This is a genomic window from Streptomyces sp. NPDC002817 (genome assembly GCF_053592055.1).
In genome coordinates, this window is record NZ_JBSFUY010000004.1 from 465,565 (window position 1) to 489,866 (window position 24,302).

At 70.8% G+C, this 24,302-nt stretch carries 19 protein-coding genes; 12 read left to right on the forward strand and 7 right to left on the reverse strand.

Annotation, left to right across the window (positions count from 1 at the left end):
* The first annotated feature begins 10 nt into the window (after positions 1-10).
* Entirely contained in the window at positions 11-907 is an 897-nt protein-coding gene (locus ACWD3I_RS11135) for an NAD(P)-dependent oxidoreductase (protein WP_365393848.1), read from the forward strand.
* A 4-nt stretch (positions 908-911) separates the two neighbouring features.
* Here ACWD3I_RS11135 and cpt read toward each other — a convergent pair whose 3' ends face one another.
* Both cpt and ACWD3I_RS11145 read right to left on the reverse strand, forming a co-directional pair.
* Positions 912-1,433 carry a chloramphenicol phosphotransferase CPT gene (cpt, locus tag ACWD3I_RS11140; protein ID WP_365393849.1) on the reverse strand — a complete coding sequence of 174 codons (522 nt, stop codon included), beginning with the start codon at positions 1,431-1,433 and terminating at the stop codon, positions 912-914.
* A gap of 14 nt (positions 1,434-1,447) precedes the next feature.
* A complete protein-coding gene (locus ACWD3I_RS11145; RefSeq protein WP_365393850.1) occupies positions 1,448-2,230 on the reverse strand; it encodes a sulfite exporter TauE/SafE family protein in 783 nt (260 codons plus the stop codon).
* 231 nt (positions 2,231-2,461) lie between these two features.
* Here ACWD3I_RS11145 and ACWD3I_RS11150 point away from each other — a divergent pair, with 231 nt between their 5' ends.
* From ACWD3I_RS11150 to ACWD3I_RS11170, 5 genes are all read left to right on the forward strand, one after another.
* A complete protein-coding gene (locus ACWD3I_RS11150; RefSeq protein ID WP_365393851.1) occupies positions 2,462-3,673 on the forward strand; it encodes an NAD(P)/FAD-dependent oxidoreductase in 1,212 nt (403 codons plus the stop codon).
* Positions 3,673-6,279 carry a nitrite reductase large subunit NirB gene (gene nirB / locus ACWD3I_RS11155; protein ID WP_365393852.1) on the forward strand — a complete coding sequence of 869 codons (2,607 nt, stop codon included), beginning with the start codon at positions 3,673-3,675 and terminating at the stop codon, positions 6,277-6,279. Before ACWD3I_RS11150 ends, nirB begins: the two co-directional genes overlap by 1 nt.
* Complete coding sequence (nirD, locus tag ACWD3I_RS11160) at positions 6,276-6,626, forward strand: nitrite reductase small subunit NirD (protein ID WP_046260233.1); 351 nt, start codon at positions 6,276-6,278, stop codon at positions 6,624-6,626. The genes nirB and nirD overlap by 4 nt, the downstream gene beginning before the upstream one ends.
* A 59-nt stretch (positions 6,627-6,685) precedes the next feature.
* On the forward strand, positions 6,686-7,267 hold the full coding sequence (locus ACWD3I_RS11165; RefSeq protein ID WP_365393853.1) for a TetR/AcrR family transcriptional regulator: 582 nt from the start codon (positions 6,686-6,688) through the stop codon (positions 7,265-7,267).
* Positions 7,268-7,359: 92 nt separating this feature from the next.
* Positions 7,360-8,127 (forward strand): SDR family NAD(P)-dependent oxidoreductase, encoded by a 768-nt coding sequence (locus tag ACWD3I_RS11170; RefSeq protein ID WP_365393854.1) that lies wholly within the window; start codon positions 7,360-7,362, stop codon positions 8,125-8,127.
* A gap of 27 nt (positions 8,128-8,154) precedes the next feature.
* On the opposite strand, the gene ACWD3I_RS11175 is transcribed toward ACWD3I_RS11170, so the two are convergent.
* Positions 8,155-8,607 (reverse strand): hypothetical protein, encoded by a 453-nt coding sequence (locus ACWD3I_RS11175; RefSeq protein ID WP_365393855.1) that lies wholly within the window; start codon positions 8,605-8,607, stop codon positions 8,155-8,157.
* Between the two features lie 11 nt (positions 8,608-8,618).
* Positions 8,619-9,548, reverse strand: a complete 930-nt coding sequence (locus tag ACWD3I_RS11180) for an oxidoreductase (RefSeq protein WP_365393856.1) — start codon at positions 9,546-9,548, stop codon at positions 8,619-8,621.
* Positions 9,549-9,782: 234 nt separating this feature from the next.
* Between ACWD3I_RS11180 and ACWD3I_RS11185 the strand changes: the two genes are divergently transcribed.
* Complete coding sequence (locus tag ACWD3I_RS11185; protein ID WP_365393857.1) at positions 9,783-10,943, forward strand: alkaline phosphatase PhoX; 1,161 nt, start codon at positions 9,783-9,785, stop codon at positions 10,941-10,943.
* Between the two features lie 259 nt (positions 10,944-11,202).
* Entirely contained in the window at positions 11,203-11,592 is a 390-nt protein-coding gene (locus ACWD3I_RS11190) for an excalibur calcium-binding domain-containing protein (protein WP_365393858.1), read from the forward strand.
* Positions 11,593-11,717: 125 nt separating this feature from the next.
* Here the strand turns inward: ACWD3I_RS11190 and ppdK are convergent, their stop codons facing one another.
* Both ppdK and ACWD3I_RS11200 read right to left on the reverse strand, forming a co-directional pair.
* A complete protein-coding gene (gene ppdK, locus ACWD3I_RS11195; RefSeq protein ID WP_365393859.1) occupies positions 11,718-14,438 on the reverse strand; it encodes a pyruvate, phosphate dikinase in 2,721 nt (906 codons plus the stop codon).
* Positions 14,439-14,844: 406 nt separating this feature from the next.
* The gene (locus ACWD3I_RS11200) at positions 14,845-16,041 is read right to left on the reverse strand and encodes an ROK family protein (protein WP_365393860.1); all 1,197 of its coding nucleotides are present in this window, start codon (positions 16,039-16,041) and stop codon (positions 14,845-14,847) included.
* 120 nt (positions 16,042-16,161) lie between these two features.
* On the opposite strand from ACWD3I_RS11200, the gene ACWD3I_RS11205 reads away from it, so the two are divergent.
* The 3 genes from ACWD3I_RS11205 (at position 16,162) to ACWD3I_RS11215 (ending at position 21,419) form a co-directional block, all read left to right on the forward strand.
* On the forward strand, positions 16,162-17,571 hold the full coding sequence (locus ACWD3I_RS11205) for an MGH1-like glycoside hydrolase domain-containing protein (protein WP_365393861.1): 1,410 nt from the start codon (positions 16,162-16,164) through the stop codon (positions 17,569-17,571).
* Positions 17,568-19,511 carry an amylo-alpha-1,6-glucosidase gene (locus ACWD3I_RS11210; protein WP_365393862.1) on the forward strand — a complete coding sequence of 648 codons (1,944 nt, stop codon included), beginning with the start codon at positions 17,568-17,570 and terminating at the stop codon, positions 19,509-19,511. Before ACWD3I_RS11205 ends, ACWD3I_RS11210 begins: the two co-directional genes overlap by 4 nt.
* A 225-nt stretch (positions 19,512-19,736) precedes the next feature.
* Positions 19,737-21,419, forward strand: a complete 1,683-nt coding sequence (locus tag ACWD3I_RS11215) for a CDP-alcohol phosphatidyltransferase (RefSeq protein WP_451084066.1) — start codon at positions 19,737-19,739, stop codon at positions 21,417-21,419.
* Positions 21,420-21,434: 15 nt separating this feature from the next.
* Here the strand turns inward: ACWD3I_RS11215 and dusB are convergent, their stop codons facing one another.
* Positions 21,435-22,589, reverse strand: coding sequence for a tRNA dihydrouridine synthase DusB (dusB, locus tag ACWD3I_RS11220; protein ID WP_365393863.1), 1,155 nt, complete (start codon positions 22,587-22,589; stop codon positions 21,435-21,437).
* A 97-nt stretch (positions 22,590-22,686) separates the two neighbouring features.
* Between dusB and ACWD3I_RS11225 the strand changes: the two genes are divergently transcribed.
* Positions 22,687-24,132 (forward strand): MFS transporter, encoded by a 1,446-nt coding sequence (locus ACWD3I_RS11225; RefSeq protein WP_365393864.1) that lies wholly within the window; start codon positions 22,687-22,689, stop codon positions 24,130-24,132.
* The last annotated feature ends 170 nt before the right edge of the window (positions 24,133-24,302 follow it).

A 24,302-nucleotide genomic window follows, 5' to 3' on the forward strand; every position in this document is an offset into this window, starting at 1 on the left:
CCTAAGCGGCATGACTGACAACGCCCTGACCACCAAGACCCCGCTCACCCTCCTCGGCGCCGGTGCCATGGGCACCGCCCTCGCCCGCACCTGGCTCGCCGCCGGCCATCCCGTGACCGTCTGGAACCGCACCCCCGCCCGCGCCGAGGCCCTGGCCGCCGAGGGCGCGACGGTCGCCGCGAGCGCCGCCGCGGCGGTGGCCGCGAACCGGCTGGTGATCGCCTGTCTGCTGGGCGACGCGTCGGTCGGCGAGGCGCTCGACACAGCCGATCTCCAGGGCCGGGACCTGGTGAACCTCACCACCGGGACGCCGGGGCAGGGGCGCGCGAGGGCCGCCTGGGCACAGGCGCGCGGCGCCCGTTTCCTGGACGGCGGGATCATGGGCACACCGCCGATGATCGAGGTGCCGGACTCCGGTGCTTACGTCTTCTACAGCGGTTCCGCCGACCTCTTCGCGGAGCACCGCGACACCCTCGCCGTGCCGGCCGCGACCACGTACGTCGGCGCGGATCCCGGGTCCGCCGCGCTGCACGACGTGGCGCTGCTGAGCGCGATGGACGGCATGTTCGCGGGCATCACGCACGCCTTCGCGCTGATCCACCGGGAGGACATCGCGCCGAAGGACTTCGCCCAGCTGCTCGCGGAGTGGCTGACCGCGATGACGTTCATGGTGCACATGGCCGCCGACCAGTTGGAGAGCGGCGACTACGCCAAGGGCGTGGTCTCCAACCTGGCCATGCAGTCCGCCGCCAACGCCACGCTGCTGCGCACGGCCGAGGAGCAGGGCGTGAGCACCGAGCTGCTGGCGCCGTACGCGGCCCTGATGGCGCGGCGGGTCGCGGACGGGCACGGGGGCGAGGACATCACGGGGGTGGTCGAGCTGCTCGTACAGCAGCAGAAGTCCTGAAGGTCTAGCGCGTGTGCGCGGCGATCGTCCGCGCACACTCCAGGGACTCGGTCCCCGCGGTGTCCACCTCCACGTCGTACACCACACCCTGGTGGACGATCTCCGCCTGCTTCTCCGCCATCCCGCGCACCCGGTCGCCGCGGGCGATCTCCCGGCCCGCGGCCACCGCGGCCTCGCAGCGGACGCCGACCCAGAGCACGTCCAGGCCGTCGAGGACCCGGCGCCAGCGGTCCTGGGTCGACGGTCCGCCGAGGAAGACGTCGTCGATGATCACGCGGGCGCCCGCGTGGACCATGGCCGCGATCCCCTGGGCCCAGGCCGCTTCCAGGGCCATGAACTCAGGGCCGACGTGCACCCCGCCGTCCGGGGCGAACTCGATCCCCGCGCCCTCGCCGGGCATCGCCTCGATCAGCGAGTCGACCCCGAAGGCCAGCCACGGGTCCGGCAGCACCGCCTGCAGACACCGCACGATCCCGGACTTGCCGGAGCTGGAGCCGCCGTTGACCACGATCACCTGGGTCGCCATGGGGTCACCGTAGGTCAGGCGAGCCACTGCTCGTACGCCATTTTCGTCACCAGCGCGAACACCACCGTCAGCAGCACGACCCGTACGAAACCGCTCCCCTTCTTCAGTGCCGTGTGCGCGCCGAGCGTGCCGCCCGCCAGGTTGAACACGGCCATCAGCCCCGCCAGCTGCCACAGGACCGTGCCCTGCCAGGCGAAGGTGGCCAGCGCGCCGGCGTTGGTGCAGCAGTTGACGATCTTCGCGGTGGCGGAGGCGGTGACCAGGTCGAAATGGAGGACGGCGGTGAGCGCGAGGACCAGGAAGGTGCCGGTGCCGGGGCCGATCAGACCGTCGTAGAAACCGATGCCGAGGCCGGCGAGGCCGATCGCGGCGAGGATGCGGCGCCGGCCGGCCGGGCCGGTCGCGGGGGCGGTGCCGAAGGCGGGGCGCAGGATGACGAAGGCGGCGACGGCCAGGAGCACCACCATGATCACGGGCTTCAGTACTTCCGTGCTCATCCCCGCCGCGAAGAACGCCCCCGCCGAGGAGCCGGCGAGGGCCGCGAGGCCGATGCGGACCGCGAGGCGTACGTCGACCGGGGCCTTGCGGGCGTAGGTCACCGCCGCGCCGGACGTGCCGACGATGGCGACCGCCTTGTTGGTGCCGAGGGCGTACGCGGCCGGGGTGCTCGACGGCAGGCCGAGCAGCAGGGCCGGGAGCAGGAGCAGACCCCCGCCGCCGACCACGGCGTCGATCCAGCCGGCGGCCAGAGCCGCGAGGCACAGGACGACGAGGGTGGTCAGCGATATGTCGGGCATGATCGGGACCCTAGACAGGAGATAGGTGTCCAGTCCATCGAGATGAGCTTCCGCTGAGCCTCGTAGACGATGTCACCTGCATGGATTCCGCTGGTTTCGCCACCTCACAGCCCGTCCCCGGCGCACTCCCGGAACCCTCACACTCGCTTACCGCCCCCGCTGAGGGCAGCGTTCCTCGCGGGAAACAGATGCGATGCGGTCGGGTAACACCGGCAACGCACGCTCCTGGACATGACCTCGAATACGCGTGTGGTGGTGATCGGCGCCGGGCTCGCGGGCGTCCGTCTCGCCCGGCGGCTCGGCGAGCTCGGCACGCCCGTGACGCTGATCGGCGAGGAGGAGCACCGCCCGTACAACCGGGTACTGCTCGCCGAGGTGCTGGCCGGACGGTACAGCCCCGACGTGATCGCGCTGCCGGCGCCCGCGGAGCTCACCCGTGCCCGGGTCACCGGCATCGACCGGGAGGCGCGGACCGTCGAGTGCGCGGACGGTTCGAAGATCGCATACGACCGGCTGGTCCTGGCCACCGGCTCGAACCCGGTGCTGCCGCCCCTGCGCGGTCTGTTCACCCCCGACCACGTCCTGCCGGAGGGCGTCCACGCCTTCCGCACCATGGACGACTGCCTGGGCCTGTCCAAGGCGGTGCGGCCGGGTGCGAAGGCGGTCGTCATCGGCGGCGGACTCCTCGGGGTCTCCGCCGCCCGGGCGCTCGCCCAGCGCGGCGCGCAGGTGATCCTCGCCCAGCAGTCCGAGCGACTCATGGAGCGCCAGCTCGACCCGAACGCCTCCCAGCTCGTCCGGCGCCATCTGGGCGAGCTCGGCGTCGAGGTCCACACCGACCTGCGGGTGCGTGACGTGCGCTGCGTCAACGGCGCGGTCCGCTCGGTCGAGATGGCCGACGGATACGCCCTCGACGCCGACCTGGTGGTCCTGGCCTGCGGGGTCCGCCCGCGCGCGGGCCTCGCCTGGAGTGCGGACCTCGAGGTCCGCAAGGGCATCGTCGTGGACGACCAACTGCGCACCTCCGACCCGTACATCCACGCCATCGGCGACTGCGCCCAGCACGACGGAAACGTCTACGGGCTCGCCACTCCGGCCCTCGAACAGGCCGAAGTGCTCGCCGAGCTGCTGGCCGGGCGGGCGACCGCCCGCTACACCGGCACCCGTTCGCTGACCCGGCTCACACTGCCCGGTCGCACCGCCTTCGACCTCGCCGCGTTCGGCGAGACGGAGGCACTTCCCGGCGACGACGTCGTACAGCTCGCCGATGCCACCCGAGGTACCTACCGCAAGGTCGTCGTCCGCGACGACCGCCTGGTCGGCGGGGTCCTCGTCGGCGAACTCGGCACCGTCGGCGCGCTCGCGCGCGCCTGGGAGGGAGCAGAGCCGCTCCCCGACGACGGTCCTCTGCTCCACCTGCTCACCAACGATGGAGGCTCCTGATGACCGCCAACAGGGAGACCACTCCCACGATCGTGCTCGTCGGCCACGGCATGGTCGGCCAGCGCTTCCTCGAAGCGCTCGCCGAGCGCGGCCTGACCGCCACGCACCGCGTGGTCGTGCTCTGTGAGGAGCCGCGCCCGGCCTACGACCGCGTAGCGCTCACCTCGTACTTCTCGGGCAAGACACCCGAGGACCTCTCGATGACGGACATGGAGTTCATCGAGAAGGAGGGCATCGAGCTCTACGTCGGCGACCCGGCGGAGACCGTCGACCGTGAGGCCCGCCGGGTGACCGCCCGGTCCGGGCAGGTCTTCGACTACGACATCCTCGTCCTCGCGACCGGCTCGTACCCCTTCGTGCCGCCGGTCCCCAACAAGGACGCCAAGGGCTGTTTCGTCTACCGCACCATCGAGGACCTCCTCGCCATCGAGGAGTACGCCAGGACGCGCACCACCGGTGCCGTGGTCGGCGGTGGTCTGCTCGGCCTGGAGGCCGCGGGCGCGCTGAAGGGCCTCGGACTCACCTCCCACATCGTGGAGTTCGCGCCGCGCCTGATGCCGGTGCAGGTCGACGACGGCGGTGGCGCGGCGCTGCTGCGCACCATCGAGCAGATGGGCCTCAGCGTCCACACGGGCGTCGGCACGCAGGAGATCGTGGTCGACTCCGAGGGTGCCGTCACCGGCATGAAGCTCTCCGACGGCTCCGAACTCGCCACCGAACTGGTGGTGTTCTCCGCCGGTGTCCGCCCCCGCGACCAGCTGGCCCGCGACTGCGGCCTCACGGTCGGCGAGCGCGGCGGCATCACCGTCGACGAGCAGTGCCGCACGGTCGCCGACCCGCACGTCTTCGCGATCGGCGAGTGCGCGCTGGCCGCCGACGGCCGGGTGTACGGCCTGGTCGCCCCCGGTTACGAGCAGGCCGAGACGGCGGCGGCGACCATCGCGTCGGACGAGGCCTCCTTCGTCGGCGCCGACCTCTCCACCAAGCTGAAGCTGCTCGGCGTGGACGTGGCCTCCTTCGGTGACGCGCACGGCGCGACCGCGGACTGCCTCGACGTCGTCTACTCCGACTCCCGCTCGGGCCTGTACAAGAAGCTCGTCATCGGCAGCGACGGCACCCTGCTCGGCGGCATCCTGGTCGGCGACGCCGAGGCGTACGGCACGCTGAAGGCCTTCACGGGTTCGGTCCCGCCGGTCTCGCCCGAGTCGCTCGTGCTGCCCGCCGGTGCCGGCGAGTCCGTCCAGCTCGGCCCGAGCGCGCTGCCGGACGACGCGATCATCTGCTCCTGCAACAACGTCCGCAAGGGCACGATCCGCGGCGCGGTCACCGAGCACAACTGCACCACCGTGCCCGAGGTGAAGAAGTGCACCAAGGCCGGTACGACCTGCGGCAGTTGCGTCAAGGTCCTCGGCCAGCTGGTCACCGCCGAGCTGGAGGCGTCCGGCGTCGTCGTCGACAAGGGCCTGTGCGGCTGCTTCTCGCAGACCCGCGAGGAGCTCTACGAGATCGTCCTCGCCCTGCGCATCAGCACCTACCAGGACCTGCTGGACCGCTACGGCCGCGAGGGCGCCCGGGGCGGCGACGGCTGCGAGACCTGCAAGCCGGCCGTGGCCTCGATCATCGCCTCCCTCGCCTCGACGATCGGTGCCGACGTCTACGTCCTGGACGGCGAACAGGCCGCGCTCCAGGACACCAACGACCACTTCCTGGCCAACCTCCAGAAGAACGGCTCGTACTCGGTCGTCCCGCGTATCCCCGGCGGTGAGATCACCCCGGAGGGCCTGATCGTCATCGGCGAGATCGCCCGCGACTTCGGCCTCTACACGAAGATCACCGGCGGTCAGCGGATCGACATGTTCGGCGCCCGCGTCGAACAGCTCCCGCTGATCTGGACCCGGCTGGTGGACGCGGGCTTCGAGTCCGGTCACGCCTACGGCAAGTCGCTGCGTACGGTGAAGTCCTGCGTGGGCCAGACCTGGTGCCGCTACGGCGTCCAGGACTCGGTGCGCATGGCGATCGACCTGGAGCTGCGCTACCGGGGCCTGCGCTCCCCGCACAAGCTGAAGTCGGCGGTGTCGGGCTGCGCCCGCGAGTGCGCCGAGGCCCAGTCCAAGGACTTCGGGATCATCGCCACCTCGGGCGGCTGGAACCTGTACGTCGGCGGCAACGGCGGCGCCACCCCGCGCCACGCGGACCTGCTGGCCCAGGACCTCAGCGACACCGAACTGATCAAGCTGATCGACCGGTTCCTGATGTTCTACATCCGCACCGCCGACCGCCTGGAGCGCACCTCCACCTGGCTGGAGCGGATCCCCGGCGGCCTGGACCACGTCCGGGACGTGGTGGTGGAGGACTCCCTCGGCATCTGCGAGGAGCTGGAGTCGCTGATGACCTCGCACGTCGCCCACTACCGCGACGAGTGGTCCGACACCATCAACGACCCCGAGAAGCTCGCCCGGTTCGTGTCCTTCGTGAACGCGCCGGACACCCCCGACCCGGTCGTCGGCTTCGTCCCCGAGCGCGACCAGATCAAGCCCGACCTGCCCCTGCTGTCCATCGGCATGCGTCCCGCCGAAGACGTCCTGGAAGGAAGCGCCCAGCGATGACCCTGGCACCCGAGACGACCGCCCTGAAGATCCAACTGCGCCTCGACGACAGCTGGTTCACGGTCTGCGACCTGAACGTCCTGCTGCCGGGCCGCGGCGTGGCGGCCCTGCTGCCCGACGGCCGGCAGGCGGCCCTCTTCCGCGACCGCGCGGGCGAGCTGTACGCCATCGACAACCGCGACCCGTTCGGTGGCGCGGCGGTCCTCTCCCGCGGACTGACCGGCACCCACGAGGGCCGGCCGTTCGTCGCCTCGCCCCTGCTGAAGCAGCGCTTCGATCTGCTGTCGGGGCAGTGCCTGGACGACGAGACGGTACGGATCCCGACGTACCAGGTCCGGGTGTCGTAGCCCGCTCCCGGAGAAGCCTTTCTTGACCGACCGTTCTCATTGGACCTAGGCTGCGACACGTGGCCAGGACCAAGGAGTTCGATCCGGAGGCCGCGCTGCAGGCAGCCCTGGAGCTGTTCTGGCGGCGCGGCTACGAGGCGACGTCCATGTCCGACCTCGTCGAGCACCTCGGCATCGGCCGCGCCAGCCTCTACGCGACCTTCGGCAACAAGCACGAGCTGTATCTGAAGGCCCTTGAGCGCTATCGGGAACAGCTCCCGGACCTGCTCGGGGAGCTGTCCCGGCCGGGCCCGGTACTGCCCGCGGTACTGGCGCTCGTACGGCGTTACGCGGACGAGGCCACCGCCGAGAACCTGCGCCTGAACGGCTGCTTCATCACCAACACGGCAGCCGAGCTCGCTCCGCACGACCCGGCCGCCGCGCGGCAGGTCGAGCGGAGCTGGGACCACGTGGAGACGGTGCTGCACTCGGCACTGGTCCGTGCCGGGGCCCAGGGCGAGCTCGGCGCGGGGCGCGATCCGCTCGCCCTCGCCCGCATGCTGCTGGTACTGCTCCAGGGCCTCAAGGTGGTGGGCAAGGCCTCCCCGGACCCGGCGCGGGTGCGGGACGCGGCGGAACAGGCTCTGGCACTGCTGGACTGAGGGCCGCTGCCTGCCGAGAGCCGCCGCCTGCTGAGGGCCGCCTTTTTATTTGGCGCCATACTGAACCGATCGGTCAAGAATAAGGGGAGATCATGACCAGGACTCGTTTCCACGACAGGACCGTTCTCGTGACCGGTGCCGGCTCCGGCATCGGCCGTTCCCTCGCGCTGACGTTCGCCGCCGAGGGGGCGCAGGTCGTCGTGGTCGGGCGGCGGCGGGAACCCCTCGACGACACGGCGACCCTGATCGAGGAGGCGGGCGGCAAGGCGCTGGCCCTCACCGCCGACGTGTCCCGTGCCGCCGACGTCCAGGCCGTCGTGGCCGCCGCCGTGGACCGCTTCGGCTCCCTCGACGTGGCGGTCAACAACGCGGGCGTCTTCCGGGGCGGGCAGCCGCTGGCCGAACTGCCGGAGTCCGACTGGACCGAACAGCTCGACATCAACGTCACCGGCGTCTTCCACGCTCTCCAGGCCGAGGTCCGCCAGATGCGGACCCAGCCCTCCGGCGGCGCGATCGTCAACATCGCCTCCGTCTTCGGCGTCCACGCCCGCCACCCGGGCGCCACCGCGTACGCCGCCACCAAGGCCGCCGTCTCCGTCCTCACCCGGGGCGCCGCACGCGACCACATCGGCGACGGAGTCCGCATCAACGCGGTCAGCCCCGGCCCCGTGGAGACGGAGATGTCGCTGCTCCCCGGCGAGACGGAGGCCGAGCGCGCCGAGCGCATGGAGAACTCGGTGCCGCTCGGCCGCGCCTCCGCCACGGCGGAAATCGCCGCCGCGGTCCTCTATCTGGCCTCGGACGACGCCTCGTCCGTGGTGGGCGCGGACCTGGTGGTGGACAGCGGCAAGACGGCGTGAACGCCACGCCGGAAGTGCCGCACAGGGCTAGGACATGAGGTCCCGGGTGTGGGACAACGCTTGCTCGATGGCCATCAGGAGCCTGTGGTCTCCCTCGACGATGCGCAGGTCCCTCTGCCAGGCATCGACGGTCCACCATCCGTGACCGGTGAGCTCGGGGACCGGCCAGCGGCCCTCTTCGAGGTCGGCCGGTGGCCCGGGCAGGCGCATCAGCAGGGTGCCCGTCCCCTGGGCGGCGACGGCCGCGACGCCCTTGTGGGCCAGGAGCGGAATGCCGTAGGCGGCGTTCAGGGGCACGCCCAGAGCCAACTCCTCCAGCCGATCCAGCAGATCGGGGTGCGCGTGCAGCTGCCACTCACCCAACGTGTAGTCGTCGGGTCCGTCCGGTCCGTTCGGTGGAGCAGCCGTCGCCCGCAGGTAGTCCAGCAGTGCGGTGTTGAGGGGATGACTCGGCAGCCTCGTCGGTAAGTCCGGTCGCATGGCGAGTGACCCTAGGCCTTGAGGGCGTCGTACGACACTCCCGTGAGCCGCTCGGACGCGGCCCAAAGGTGTTCTCCCGCCTGGTCGTTGCGTGTCCAGGGCGCTCGCCAGGACGGTCCCGGCGACCCGCGCCAGCCCGCGAGGGACGGGCCGGTGAAGGAGTCGGGGGACACGTCGGGGTCGGTGGCGGCGTAGAGGGTGGGGAGGGCGCCCGCCTCCGCCGGCTGGGCGAAGAACCTGTTGCCGACGGCCATGAAGCGCTCGGTGAAGCGGCGGCCCGCCATGCGGGGGCCGGCCGACTGGAGGTTGGTCGCCGCGTAACCCGGGTGGGCGGCCGCCGCGACGACGTCCGAGCCGTCCGCGGCGAGTCTGCGGGCCAGTTCGTGGGTGAAGAGCAGGTTGGCGGTCTTGGAGCGGGCGTAGGCGACCCAACGGCGGTACCGCAGCTCGCTGTTGAGATCGTCGATGTCGATGTTGGCCAGGGCGTGCGTCGTGCTGGAGACGGTCACCACCCGCGCGCCCGGGGTGCCGAGCAGCGCGGGCAGCAGCAGCCCGGTGAGCGCGAAGTGGCCCAGATGGTTGACGCCGAACTGGGTCTCGAAGCCGTCCGCCGTCGTGCCGTACGGCAGGGCCATCACGCCCGCGTTGTTGATCAGCAGGTCGAGTCGGTCGTACGGCAATGTCCGCGCGAACTCCCTTACGGAGGCGAGGTCCCCGAGGTCGAGCCGCGCGAACTCCACCCGCGCGCCCGGCACTTCGGTGACCAGCCGGTCCCCCGCCTCGGTCCCGCGCGCCTCGCTCCGGCAGGCGAGCACGACTCGGGCGCCCTTGCGTGCCAGCTCGCGCGCGGTGACGTAGCCGATGCCGCTGTTGGCTCCGGTGACGACGACGGTGCGGCCGTGCTGGTCGGGGATGTTCTGCTCGTTCCAGCCGGAGGACATGCCCGGGCTCCTTCCCGCCGCTTCGGCGCTTGCCGCCAGCCTGCCCCCGATGCGGCCCGCCGTCGACAGGACGCACCGGACCGCGTTCTCCCGCACGACCGCCTCGTGGAACCGTCCGAGCCCACGCGTTCATGACCCGTCCATGACATGTCCATCAAGTTCCCCTAGGTTCCCACCCGCACGCCCCCGCCCCCGACCGGTGGCGGGACGGTCACGGCACCTCTTGGAGCGACAGTGGAACGTCGTACCTTCCTCCGTGCGACCGCCGTCGGCGGCACCTCCGCCGTCTTCGGCGGCACCCTGTGGCGCGGCGCCGCGTACGCCGCGCCGGCCCAGCCCGGCACGGGCCCCTACGGGGCGCTCGGCTCCCCGGACGCCAACGGCATCAGACTCCCGTCGGGCTTCACCAGCCGGGTCATCGCCCGCTCGGGCCAGACGGTCACCGGGACGTCGTACACCTGGCACAACGCCCCGGACGGCGGCGCCTGTTACGCGGACGGCTCGGGCTGGATCTACGTCTCCAACTCGGAGATCAACCCCTCCGGCGGTGCGAGCGCGGTGCGGTTCTCGTCGAGCGGCGCGATCACCTCGGCATACCGCATCCTGTCCGGCACCCGGCAGAACTGCGCGGGCGGCCGGACGCCGTGGAACACCTGGCTGTCCTGCGAGGAGGTCGACCGGGGGTACGTCTACGAGACCGACCCATGGGGCACGAACGCGGCGGTGCAGCGACCGGCGATGGGCCGTTTCAAGCACGAGGCGGCCGCGGCCGACCCGGTCCGCCAGGTGATCTACCTGACCGAGGACGAGACGAACGGCCGCTTCTACCGCTTCGTACCGTCGACCTGGGGCAGCCTCTCCGCCGGCACCCTCCAGGTGTTGGTCGCCGGCACCGCCACCTCGGGCTCCTACACCTGGACGACCGTCCCCGACCCGGACGGCTCCCCCACCTCGACCCGCACCCAGGTCTCCGGCTCCAAGTCCTTCAACGGCGGCGAGGGTTGCCACTACGCCGACGACAAGGTCTGGTTCACGACCAAGGGCGACAACCGCGTCTGGCAGCTCAACCTCGCCTCGAACACCTACGAGTTGGCCTACGACGACTCCCTGGTCGCCTCGGGAACGGCCCCGCTCACCGGCGTCGACAACATCACCGGCTCCTCCTCCGGCGACCTCTTCGTCGCGGAGGACGGCGGCAGCATGGACATCTGTCTGATCACCCCGGACGACGTGGTGGCACCGTTCCTGAGGATCGACGGCCAGTCGTCCTCGGAGATCACGGGCCCTGCCTTCTCCCCGGACGGCACGCGGCTGTACTTCTCCAGCCAGCGGGGGACGACGGGGAGTTCGTCGGGCGGGATCACGTACGAGGTGACGGGGCCGTTCCGGTCGTAGACGCGTGAGCACCACACCGCCCGCCGCTTCCGGACCCGCCCCCAAGTGGGCCCGGAAGCGGTGCGGGGTCGGCTGCGACAGCTGACTTCACCATGCGGACCACAATGCCCTTATGTACGACCGCACTTGAGCGATCACTGTGCGCTTCCGTCCGGTCGCGTCACGTTCGCATCACGGGTTCTTCACGCCACCTCCACCATCACGGTCTCGCACTACCTTCGGGCACCTCCTGTCACCACGAACCCCGTAAGGACCCGCCGTGAACCTGCTCCGCAAGCCCGGCGCCATCGTCGTCGCCGCGCTGGCCCTCGCCGTCCTGCCCTCAGCCGCCCAGGCGCACGACGGCGACCACCCGTTCGCCAACTGCACCGAGGCGTACGAGAACGGCTACGCGAACATCCCCGAGGGCGACGAGCACTACGGCACCCATCTGGACCGCGACGGCGACGGCATCGGCTGCGACAGCCCGCCCGCGGACTTCACCCCCGCCGAGGACCAGGAGGCGGACACCGCGGCCCCGAAGGACACGGACCTCGCCGAGACCGGCAGCGACGACAACACCCCGTACTTCGCGGCCGCCGGCATGTCCGTCATGCTCGCCGGCGCGGGCGTCCTGGTCGTCGTGAACAGGCGGCGCGCCGACCACTGAAGGCAGACCGAAGGGGCGGTACCCCCGCACAGGGTTCCGCCCCTTCCTGGTGATCCGGAACCGACGCCCATCGGTACTGAGGGTCGGGGACAGGCGTCGGTTCCGGGGTTCGGTGGCCGTGAGGCCTAGCGGTGGTCGCTGCCCGCCGACTCCGAGGCCGCGCGGCCCGCCTCCAGGCGCGCCACCGGGATACGGAAGGGCGAGCAGGAGACGTAGTCCAGGCCGACCTCGTGGAAGAAGTGGACCGACTCCGGGTCACCGCCGTGCTCGCCGCAGACGCCGAGCTTGAGGTCGGGGCGGGTCTTGCGGCCCGCCTCCGCGGCCAGCTTGACCAGGGAGCCGACGCCGTCCCTGTCGATCGTCTCGAACGGGCTGACGCCGAAGATGCCCTTCTCCAGGTACGCCGTGAAGAACGAGGCCTCCACGTCGTCCCGGCTGAAGCCCCACACCGTCTGGGTGAGGTCGTTCGTGCCGAAGGAGAAGAACTCCGCCGCCTCCGCGATCTGACCCGCGGTCAGCGCGGCGCGCGGGAGCTCGATCATCGTGCCGATGGTCAGCTTGAGCTGCGCACCCGTCGCCGCCTCGACCTCCGCGATGACCTGGTCGGCCTCCTCGCGGACGATCTCCAGCTCCTGGACGGTGCCGACGAGCGGGATCATGATCTCCGCGCGCGGGTCGCCCTTCGCGGCCTTGCGCTCGGCCGCCGCCTCCGCGATCGCCCGTACCTGCATCGTGAACAGGCCCGGGATGACCAGACCGAGGCGTACACCGCGCAGACCCAGCATCGGGTTCTGCTCGTGCAGCCGGTGGACCGCCTGGAGCAGCCGCAGCTCGTTCTCGTGCGGCTCCTGGCGGGACTCCGCGAGCGCCACACGCACCGACAGCTCGGTGATGTCGGGCAGGAACTCGTGCAGCGGCGGGTCCAGGAGACGGACCGTCACCGGCAGGCCGTCCATCGCCGCGAACAGCTCGACGAAGTCCTGCTTCTGGAGCGGGAGGAGCTGCTTCAGCGACTCCTCGCGCTCGGTCTCCGTGTCGGCCAGGATGAGGCGCTCGACCAGTTCACGCCGGTCGCCGAGGAACATGTGCTCGGTGCGGCACAGGCCGATGCCCTGCGCGCCGAAGCGACGGGCGCGCATCGCGTCCTCGGCGTTGTCCGCGTTGGCCCGCACCCGCAGCCGGCGCTTGCGGTCGGCGAACGCCATGATCCGGTGCACGGCCTCGACCAGCTCGTCGGCGTCCTGCGCACCCGCGTGCATCCGGCCCTCGAAGTACTCCACGACCGGGGAGGGGACGACGGGCACCTCGCCGAGGTACACCTTGCCGCTCGACCCGTCGATGGAGATGACGTCGCCCTCCTCGACCACATGGCCGCCGGGCACCGTCATCCGCCGCCGCTTGGTGTCGACCTCGAGCTCCTCGGCACCGCAGACACAGGTCTTGCCCATGCCGCGCGCGACCACGGCCGCGTGCGAGGTCTTGCCGCCGCGCGAGGTCAGGATGCCCTCGGCGGCGATCATGCCGTCCAGGTCGTCGGGGTTGGTCTCCCGGCGGACCAGGATGACCTTCTCGCCGGAGCGCGACCACTTCACCGCGGTGTACGAGTCGAAGACCGCCTTGCCGACCGCCGCACCCGGCGACGCCGCGATGCCCCGGCCGACCTGCTGGACCTTCGCGTCCTCGTCGAAGCGCGGGAACATCAGCTGGGCCAGCTGGGCGCCGCTGACGCGCTGGAGCGCCTCGGCCTCGTCGATGAGGCCCTGGTCCACGAGCTGCGTGGCGATACGGAAGGCCGCGCCCGCCGTGCGCTTGCCGACGCGGGTCTGGAGCATCCAGAGCTGGCCGCGCTCGATGGTGAACTCGATGTCGCAGAGATCCTTGTAGTGGTTCTCCAGGGTCTCCATGATCTGCATCAGCTGGTCGTACGACTTCTTGTCGATCGACTCCAGCTCCGCGAGCGGGACCGTGTTGCGGATACCGGCGACGACGTCCTCGCCCTGGGCGTTCTGGAGGTAGTCGCCGTACACGCCCTGGTGGCCGCTGGCCGGGTCGCGGGTGAAGGCGACGCCGGTGCCCGAGTCGGGGCCGAGGTTGCCGAAGACCATCGAACAGACGTTGACGGCCGTGCCCAGGTCGCCGGGGATGCGCTCCTGGCGGCGGTAGAGCTTGGCGCGGTCGGTGTTCCAGGAGTTGAAGACCGCCTCGATGGCGAGGTCCATCTGCTCGCGCGGGTCCTGCGGGAAGTCCCGCCCGGCCTCCGTCTTGACGATCTTCTTGAACTTGGTGACGAGCTTCTTGAGGTCGGCCGCCTCCAGGTCCGTGTCGACGTGGACCTTCTTGGCCGCCTTCGCCGCCTCCAGCGCCTCCTCGAAGAGCTCGCCGTCGACGCCGAGGACGGTCTTGCCGAACATCTGGATGAGTCGGCGGTAGGAGTCCCAGGCGAACCGCTCGTCGCCCGCCTGCTCGGCGAGGCCCTTCACGGACCTGTCGGAGAGGCCGATGTTCAGGACCGTGTCCATCATGCCGGGCATGGAGAACTTGGCGCCGGAGCGGACCGAGACGAGGAGCGGGTTGTCGGCCTGGCCGAGCTTCTTGCTCATCTGTGTCTCGAGGGCGTCGAGGTGCGCACTCACCTCGTCACGCAGTGCCACGGGCTCCGCGCCGCTGTCCAGGTAGACCTTGCAGGCTTCGGTCGTGATGGTGAAGCCGGGAGGAACGGGGAGTCCCAGGTTGGTCATCTCGGCGAGGTTCGCGCCCTTGCCACCCAGGAGGTCCTTGAGGTCCTTGTTTCCCTCGGTGAAGTCGTAAACGAACTTCGCTACATGGGGTTCTCTGTTTTCCGACACGGTTCTCGACTCCCTCGAGGACGCGGTGGCTGCCCTGACGACGGGGAACATACCCAGATCGAAGGCGTCTGGGGAGGTCCACATGGGCGTCATGTGCCCGTAACCAGTCGTCTGCCAGCGGATTGAAAGTCAAAGCTTGGCAAGCGAGTGGGCCCAGGTGTTTTCACTTCTTGAACACAGGAACCCTCGAAGTGGCGGCACATCGCTCATCTGAGCGGCATTCAGCACGCCTGATTTCGATCGATGAACGATCAAAGGGTGGCACCGAGTGCCACCCCTTGGAGAAGTGCAGCCGCTCAAGATCCGCTCATCTGAGCGCTACCCCTATCAAGGGTGGCGAGAATCACGCTGCCACAGGCGCCCGGATTTCACCATGCGGACGGGTGTTGGGACCGAAACGTGCCGGTCACACGCCGATCGCGGCCAGCCGCTCCTCGACCCGCTCAGGGGCATAGAGGTGCTCCACGACCAGCACACCCGCCCCCACCAGCCCGGCCCGCTCCCCCAGCCGTGACGTCACGACGTCCAGATGAGCGGTGGAGCGCGGCAGCGCCCGCTGGTACAGCAGCTCCCGCACACCGGTGAGGAAGGCAGTTCCGGCCAAATCACCGGCGATCATCAGAACCCCGGGGTTCAGCAGCGTCACCACGGTCGCCAGGACGTCCCCGACCTGCCGCCCCGCCTCCCGGGCGAGCGCCGCCGCCTCCGGATGACCGGCGGTCAGCAGGTCCCGCACATCCGATCCGGAGGCCGCGGGCACCCCGGCCTCGGCCAGCCGCCGCGCCACGGCACCACCACTGGCGACGGCGGCCAGACAGCCGCGGGAACCGCACCGGCACAGCGCGTCCGCGCCCACCCGGATATGGCCGATGTCCCCGGCACCCCCGTCGATGCCCCGGAAGATCGAGCCGCCGACGACGACCCCGGCGCCGATGCCGGTCGAGACCTTGACCAGCACGAACGCCGAGCAGTCGGGACAGGACGTGCGCTGTTCGCCGTACGCCATGAGGTTCGCGTCATTGTCGACGAGGACCGGTACCGGGGCCGCCCCCGTGTGCTCGGTGAAGGAGCGGGCGAGGCGGCCTCTTATGTCGTAGCCGTCCCAGCCCGGCATCATCGGTGGCTGGACCACTCGGCCACTCTCGCTGTCGACCGGCCCCGGCACCGCGAGCCCGATCCCGCAGACCTCGCCCGCGCGGTGGCCCGCCTTCTCCAGCAGCTCGGCGAACCAGCGGCCCAGCTCCCCCAGCACCACGTCCGGCCCGTCCTCGATGACGAGCGTGCCGCTGTGCTCGGCCAGAAGCTCGCCGGTCAGCGACAGGACGGCCGCGCGGGCGTGCCGGGTGTCCAGGTCGGCGACGAGGACGACGGCATGGGCGTCGTCGAACTCCAGGGTGATGGAGGGGCGCCCGCCGAGCGGGGAGTCCACGGGACCGCCGGCGCCCTCGCGCAGCCAGCCCGCGCGGAAGAGACGGTCCAGGCGCTGGCCGACGGTGGCACGGGACAGCCCGGTGGCCTGCTGCAGCGCGCCGCGCGTGATCGCGCGCCCGCTTCGTACCAGTTCGAGCAGATCGCCGGCGCTTCCCTGACCCCGTCCGGTCATGCGCACCCCCTTGTGTTTCTCAACTCTGCATTACATATTGAGTTTTGCGTGTTAAATAGACGTAACCCTACGGTAGCCACGACCGAACCGGTCGGCCGGACGTCTTTCGGGGAGCCCCGAGTGGATCGCACTGCCCAGCTCACAGCCCGTCTCACAGAACGTGAGTTTGTATACGATCCACCCCCGACCCGGAGTTCGCTGCACAGCAGGGCCGCCCGGGTACTGGAGGACAACTGGACCGGCACCTCGACGGTGCCCTCGCGCGGCCTGTATCCGCACCAGTGGTCGTGGGACTCGGCGTTCATCGCGATCGGCCTGCGGCATCTGTCACCGCTCAGGGCGCAGACGGAACTGGAGACACTCCTCGCCGCCCAGTGGGGAGACGGGCGCATCCCGCACATCGTCTTCAACCCCTCCGTGCCACTCGACGCGTACTTCCCGAGCCCCGACTTCTGGCGCTCTTCGACCGCGGGGCGCGCTGCGGGCGCCCCGCGCACCGTACAGACCTCGGGCATCGTGCAGCCACCGGTGCACGCGCTGGCCGCGTGGCTGGTGCACTGCGCGGACCCGGGTCTGTCACGGGCGCGCGGCTTCCTCACCCGGATGTATCCCCGGCTGGCGGCCTGGCACCGCTATCTGCTGCACCGGCGGGATCTGGGCGGGGGATCGCTGGCGTCCGTCGTGCACCCCTGGGAACAGGGGATGGACAACAGCCCCTGCTGGGACCTGCCGCTCTCCCGCGTCACCCCCGCCCCGGCCCGCTCCTTCCGGCGCGCCGACCTCGACCACGGGGCGGCGGAGGACCGGCCGACGGATCTGGACTACGGGCGGTACGTACGGCTGGCGACGGACTACAGGGACGGCGAGTACAGGGACGGGCTCGGCGGGAGGCAGGGGGACGGCCACAGCGGGTTCGCCGTCGAGGACCCTTCCTTCAACGCCCTGCTCATCGCCTCCGAGCACGCCCTCGCCCGTATCGCGCAGGAACTCGGCGCGACCGGCACGGCCCGGCACGCGCGCGCGGAGCGTCTGACGGCGGCGCTGATCGACCGGCTGTGGGACCCGGCCGAGGGCATGTTCTTCTCCCGGGACGTCCGGGGCGGAGGTCTGATCCCCGAGCGCAGCGTGTCCGGGCTCATCCCGCTCCTGCTGCCGACGCTCCCCCGGGACATCGTCGAGGCCCTCGTCCGCACGACCGCCTCCAAGCACTTCGGCCTGGGCGGCACCACCCGCCTCGTCCCCAGCTACGACCTTCTCGGCGAGGCCTTCGACCCGCACCGCTACTGGCGGGGCCCGGCCTGGTTCAACACCGGCTGGCTGATGGAGCGGGGCCTGCGCACCCATGGAGAGCGAGGCCGCGCCGACGCCCTGCGCCGGGCCGTCCTCGACATCGCGGACACCTCGGGCTTCGCCGAGTACGTCGACCCGTACACCGGCGAGGCCTGCGGCGCGACCGGCTTCGGCTGGACCGCCGCGCTCACGCTCGACCTGCTGCACACCGGCACAGCCAAGGGAGGGGACCTGCAATGACGGACCGGCATCATCTGCTCGTGCACGGCGGGACGTTCGCAGCTGTGGGCGACGGCGGGGACATCAGCGGGGTCCGGGGCGGCGCCTCCCCGTCCCCGGAGGGCTTGTTCGTACGCGACGCCCGCCACCTCAGCCGCTGGCAGCTGACGGTCGACGGCGCCGTGCCCGAGGCCCTCACCCCCGTCGCCGACGGCGACACCGCGCGCTGTGTCCTCGTCCCGCGCGGCGGCCGCCAGGAGCCGCCCGCGTACACGATCTTCCGCGAACAGGCCGTGGGCGACGGTTCGTTCATCGAGTCCCTCCGCGTCACCAGCAACCGCCCGGCGCCGGCCACGGTCCGGCTCGCGGTCACCGCCGACGCCGACTTCACCGACCAGTTCGAACTCCGCTCCGACTACCGCACGTACACGAAAACAGGCGCCACCCGCTCCCGCGAAGTCCTCGAAGCGGGCGTCGAGTTCACCTACCAGCGCGGCGAATGGCGTTCCTGTACGACGGTGACGGCGGAGCCCGCTCCGGACGGCGTCGAGGAGACGGGCACCGGAGCCCGGCGCCTCGTCTGGACGCTGGAACTGGAGCCGCACGGCACGGCGGAGCTGACGCTGCGGGTGATGGCACGGCCGCACGGCGACAAACGGGCCCTGCGAGTACCGCAGTCACCGGCCGCGCTGAACGCCCAACTCCTCGCCCTGGAAGGCGAGTTCGTGGAGGGCGTCGCCTTCCCGACCGGCTGGCCCGAACTGGCCGCCGCGTGCGCCCGTGGCCTCGCCGACCTCGCCTCGCTCCAGGTCCCGGCGACCGGACCGGACGGCGAGGAACTGCGCGTCCCGGCCGCCGGCGCACCCTGGTTCCTGACCCTGCTGGGCCGCGACGCACTGCTCACCTCGCTGTTCGCCCTCCCCTACCGTCCCCAGCTGGCCGCCGCCACCCTCCCCGCGCTCGCCGCGGCCCAGGCCACGGAGGTCGGCGCGGACTCGGTGGCGCAGCCCGGCAAGATCGTGCACGAGGTGCGGCACGGGGAGCTGGCGCACTTCGGTCAGGTGCCGTACGGGCGCTACTACGGCTCGGTGGACGCGACGCCGTTGTTCCTGGTGCTGCTCGGGGCGTATGTGGAGCAGACCGGGGACGTCGCGATGGCCCGGCGCCTCGAGTCCCATGCCCGGGCGGCGATCGGCTGGATGCTGGACCACGGCGGGCTGACCTCGCGCGGATACCTCGTCTACCGCGCCGACCAGGGCGGGCTCGCCAACCAGAACTGGAAGGACTCACCCGGGGCGATCTGCTGGGCCGACGGGACACGGGCGAGCGGGGCGGTGATGGCCGCCGGTGCCCAGGGGTACGCGTACGACGCGCTACGGCGTACGGCGTGGGTGGCGCGGACGGTCTGGGCGGACGAGACGTACGCGGCGCTCCTCGAACAGGCCGCGGGTGATCTGCGGGACCGTTTCCAGCGGGACTTCTGGATGCCGGACCGGACGTTCCCGGCGTTGGCGCTGGACGGCGAGGGACAGCAGGTGGACGCGCTGGCCTCGGATGCCGGGCATCTGCTGTGGTCCGGGCTGCTGGACAAGGAGTACGGGGAGGCGGTGGGGCGGCGGTTGCTGGAGCCGGACTTCTTCTCCGGGTGGGGTGTGCGGACGGTGGCGGCCGGGCAGTCGGCGTATCACCCGCTCTCGTATCACCGGGGGTCGGTGTGGCCGCATGACAACGCGCTGATCACCTTGGGGTTGGCCCGGTACGGGCTGCATGACGAGGCGCGGGTGGTCGCGCATGCGTTGGTGGATGCGGCGACGGCCACGGGGCATCGGCTGCCGGAGGTTCTCGCGGGGTACGGGCGGGACTCGCATGCGGAGCCGGTGCCGTATCCGCATGCGTGTGTGCGGGAGTCTCGGTCTGCGGCGGCGCCTCTTGCCTTGTTGACCGCGGTAGGGGGTGCGTAGACGCTCCGCTGGGAGGGCCGAATTTCGGGTGCGGGTGCTTCGTGGCCTGTCGCGCAGTTCCCCGCGCCCCTCAGGTGGGTGCAGTTGCCCTTGGTCTGCTGTTTGCTGCCTGTTTGCCCGGTGCTGTGAACGGGCCCCTGAAGCGAGCCGTACGGGAGTGCGGCGGGTCCGAGACCCCATGTCGGATCCGCCGCCCTGCCAAGTTCCGTACGGAAGGACCCTCGGGTGGCCGTCACTCTGCGCACGCGGCAACTGCCGGACACACCCGCGCCTTCTGCGCGTCCGCCGATCCTCCGATGGACGGTCACCGCCCTCGCCGCTCTGCTGGTCATCGGTGCGCTGCTGCTGCCGAACGCCCTGGGCGCGCTGAAGCCGAACCGGTTCACCCGTATCCCCGCCGAGGCGATCCTCGGGGCGGCGGTGGCGTTGTGGCTGCCGCGGCGGCCTCGGGCGGTCGTGGCGGTGGTGGCCGGGGTGGGGCTCGGGCTGCTGACCGTGCTGAACGTGCTCGACATGGGGTTCCGGGAGTATCTGGGGCGGGGCTTCAACCTGGTGCTCGACTGGGAGTTGCTGGACGACGCGCAGTCGTATGTCGCGGATTCGATGGGCGGGACGTTCGCGGTGCTGGCCGCCGTCGGGGCGGTCGTGCTGGTGCTGGTGCTGGTGGGGGTCATGGCGCTGGCGATGGTGCGGCTGAGCAACGTCCTGGTGGCGAGCAGACCGGTCGCCGCGCGGGGCACGCTCATCGCGGCCCTGGCGTGGATCACCTGCTACGCGCTCGGGCTGCAGATCGCCGGTACGCCCATCGCCTCCGACCGGGCCGCCGACGCGCTGAAGATCCAGGCGCGGCGGGTGGCGGACACGGTCCGGGACGAGGCGGCGTTCGCGAAGGAGGCGAAGGCGGACACGTTCGGGGCAACGCCGGGTGCGCAGTTGGTGCCGGACCTGCGGGGCAAGGACGTGATCTTCACGTTCATCGAGAGCTACGGCCGTAGCGCGATCGAGGATCCGATCATGGCGCCGGGGGTGGACTCGACGCTGGCGGCGCGGACGACGGCGCTGGACAAGGCGGGGTTCCATGCCAAGAGCGGGTGGCTGACGTCGGCGACGTACGGGGGCAGCAGTTGGCTGGGGCACTCGACGTTTCTGTCGGGGCTGTGGATCGACAACCAGCAGCGGTATCGCACGGTGACCTCCGGGGAGCATCTGACCCTCACCAAGGCGTTCCAGAAGACCGGTGACTGGGACACGGTCGGGGTGATGCCGGGGATCCAGAAGGGCTGGCCGGAGGCGAAGTACTACGGCCTGGACAAGGTCTACAACGCCTTCCAACTCGGCTATCAGGGACCGAAGTTCAGCTGGTCGACGATGCCGGACCAGTATGCGCTGGAGGCCTTCCAGCGCCTCGTCCACGGCAAGAAGCGGGACAAGCCGCTGATGTCGGAGGTCATCCTGACGTCGAGCCACCAGCCGTGGGCGCCGATCCCGAAGCTGGTGGACTGGGACCGGCTCGGCGACGGCTCGGTCTTCGACGCGATCCAGAAGGCCGGCAAGAAGCCCGGCGACATCGTCACCGACTCGACCAAGTCCCGTGAGGAGTACGGCAAGTCGATCCAGTACTCGGTGACGGCCCTCACCCAGTGGCTGGAGCGCTACGGCACCGACGACACCGTCCTCGTCTTCCTCGGCGACCATCAGCCCATCGCCCGCGTCAGCGGCGACCACGCCAGCCGGGACGTCCCGGTCTCGATCGTGGCCAAGGACCCCAAGATCCTGGACAAGATCGCGAACTGGAACTGGACCGACGGCCTACGCCCCTCCCACAACGCCCCGGTCTGGAAAATGAGCTCCTTCCGCGACCGCTTCCTGACGGCGTACGGCTCGACCCCGCACCCGTCGAAGGACTGAGGATCCGCCCCCGCCTCAGCCGCCCGAGGTGTCCAGTTCCGCTTCCTCGCCGATCCCCGCGCAGTCGTACGGGTCCTTGAGCCAACCGTCCGGCAGGACAACCCTGTTGTTCCCCGACGTACGTCCACGCGGCCCGTCGGCGCCCGTCGGCCAGGGCTGGTCGAGGTCCAACTCGTCGAGACCGGACCGGAGTTCCTCCAGGGAGGAGGTGATGGCGAGGCGCTTGCGCATCTCCGAGCCGACCGCGAAGCCCTTGAGGTACCAGGCCACGTGCTTGCGGAAGTCGATGACACCGCGGGCCTCGTCGCCGATCCACTCACCGAGGAGCGTGGCGTGACGGACCATCACGTCGGCGACCTCACGCAGCGCGGGACGCGCGATGTCCTCGGTACGGCCCTCGAAGACGGCCACGAGGTCGGAGAACAGCCACGGCCGCCCCAGGCACCCGCGGCCGACCACCACTCCGTCGCAGCCCGTCTCCCGCACCATCCGCACCGCGTCCTCGGCCGACCAGATGTCGCCGTTGCCGAGGACGGGGATCTCCGGCACATGCTCCTTGAGCCGGGCGATCGCGTCCCAGTCCGCGGTGCCGCCGTAGTGCTGGGCGGCGGTGCGGCCGTGCAGCGCGATGGCCGTCACGCCCTCCTCCACGGCGATACGGCCGGCGTCGAGGTAGGTGATGTGGTCGTCGTCGATGCCCTTGCGCATCTTCATCGTGACGGGGAGGTCGCCGGACCCGCTCACCGCCTCGCGCAGGATCGCGCGCAGCAGATTCCGCTTGTACGGCAGTGCCGAGCCGCCGCCCTTGCGCGTCACCTTCGGGACCGGGCAGCCGAAGTTCAGGTCGATGTGGTCGGCGAGGCCCTCCTCCGCGATCATGCGGACGGCCTTGCCGACGGTCGCCGGGTCGACGCCGTACAGCTGGATCGAGCGCGGCTTCTCGGTCGCGTCGAAGTGGATCAGCTGCATGGTCTTCTCGTTGCGCTCGACCAGCGCCCGGGTCGTGATCATCTCGCTCACGAACAGCCCCTTGCCACCGCTGAACTCCCTGCACAGGGTGCGGAAGGGCGCGTTGGTGATCCCGGCCATGGGGGCCAGGACGACGGGCGGCTGCACGGTGTGCGGCCCGATCTGCAGGGTCGTGTTCGAGGTGGTCACGGTCGTGGGCATTCCCCCATTGTCGCGTACGGCGACCCGTGCTCGGCCGACCGATCTTGTACCTACCATTAGTTAGACGCACTATCGATATCGGCGTACGATGAAGCGCATGCCCGAGCCCAGCTTCCGCCGACGTCTGCTGGTCCTCGCGATCTGCTGTATGAGCCTGCTGATCGTGAGCCTCGACAACACCGTGCTGAACGTCGCCCTGCCGTCCATGCAGCACGATCTCGACACCACCACGTCGGGTCTGCAGTGGACCATCGACGCGTACACGCTGGTGCTCGCCTCGCTGCTGATGCTGGCCGGCTCCACGGCCGACCGGATCGGCCGCAAGCGGGTCTTCGTCGTGGGCCTGGTCGTCTTCACGATCGGCTCGGTGCTGTGCTCGCTGGCCCCGAACCTGGAGGCGCTGGTCGCCTTCCGCATGGTGCAGGCGGTGGGCGGCTCGATGCTCAACCCGGTGGCCATGTCGATCATCACCAACACCTTCACCGACCCCCGTGAGCGGGCCAGCGCGATCGGGGCGTGGGGCGCGGTCGTCGGTATCTCCATGGCGGCAGGACCGCTGGTGGGCGGCCTGCTGGTGGACACCGTCGGCTGGCGCTCGATCTTCTGGATCAACGTCCCGGTCGGTCTCGCCGCTCTCCTGCTCACCCTCCGATTCGTCCCCGAGTCCCGCGCCCCCAAGGCCCGCCGCACCGACCCGGTCGGCCAGCTCCTGGTGATCGCGCTGTTCGGCTCGATGACGTACGCGATCATCGAGGCGCCGAACACCGGGTTCGGCTCGGTCCTGCCGTACGCCGTGCTGGCGTCGGCCGCGCTGATCGGGCTGCTGGTGTACGAGCCCCGGCGTACCGAGCCGCTGATCGATCTGCGGTTCTTCCGCTCGGCACCGTTCAGCGGGGCCACGGTGATCGCGATCAGCGCGTTCGCGGCGCTGGGCGGGTTCCTGTTCCTGTCGACCCTGTACCTGCAGAACGTCCGCGGTCTCGACGCGATGCACGCCGGCCTGTGGATGCTGCCGATCGCGGCCCCCGCGTTCCTCTGCGCCCCGCTGTCCGGACGGCTGGTCGGCCGGCACGGACCGCGGCTGCCGCTGCTGGTCGCCGGCGTCTCGATCACCGCGAGCGGGGTGCTGTTCGCCGCGTTCGACGCGGAGACGTCCAACGGCACCCTGCTGATCGGGTATGTGCTGTTCGGAGTCGGGTTCGGCTTCGTGAACGCGCCGATCACGAACACGGCGGTGTCGGGGATGCCTCGGTCGCAGGCGGGGGTCGCCGCGGCGGTCGCCTCCACGAGCCGGCAGCTGGGACAGACGCTGGGGGTCGCCGTGGTGGGGGCCGTGCTGGTGGCGGGCGTGGGGTCGTCCTCGTACGCCGACACGTTCGTCTCCGCCTCGGTGCCGGCCTGGTGGATCATCGCCGGGTGCGGGCTCGCGGTGCTGGTGCTGGGCGCGGTGACGAGTGGGGCCTGGGCCCGTGGGACCGCTCAGCGGACCGCTGAGCGGTTGGAGTCGGTCGAGGTGCGCGAAGTGGCGAGGGTGGGCGCGTAGTTCGGCGGGTGCGGGCTGGTCGTGGCTGGTCGCGCCCGCGCGGCGGAGCCGTAACTCGATACAGCCCCGCGCGCCCCTGAGCAGGTCCAGCTGTACGTGGTGCCTGCCGCCGGACCTCGCCGTCGCACCGAAAGCCAGTAGCCGAAAGCCAGTACTGGCCTGCGTGCGCC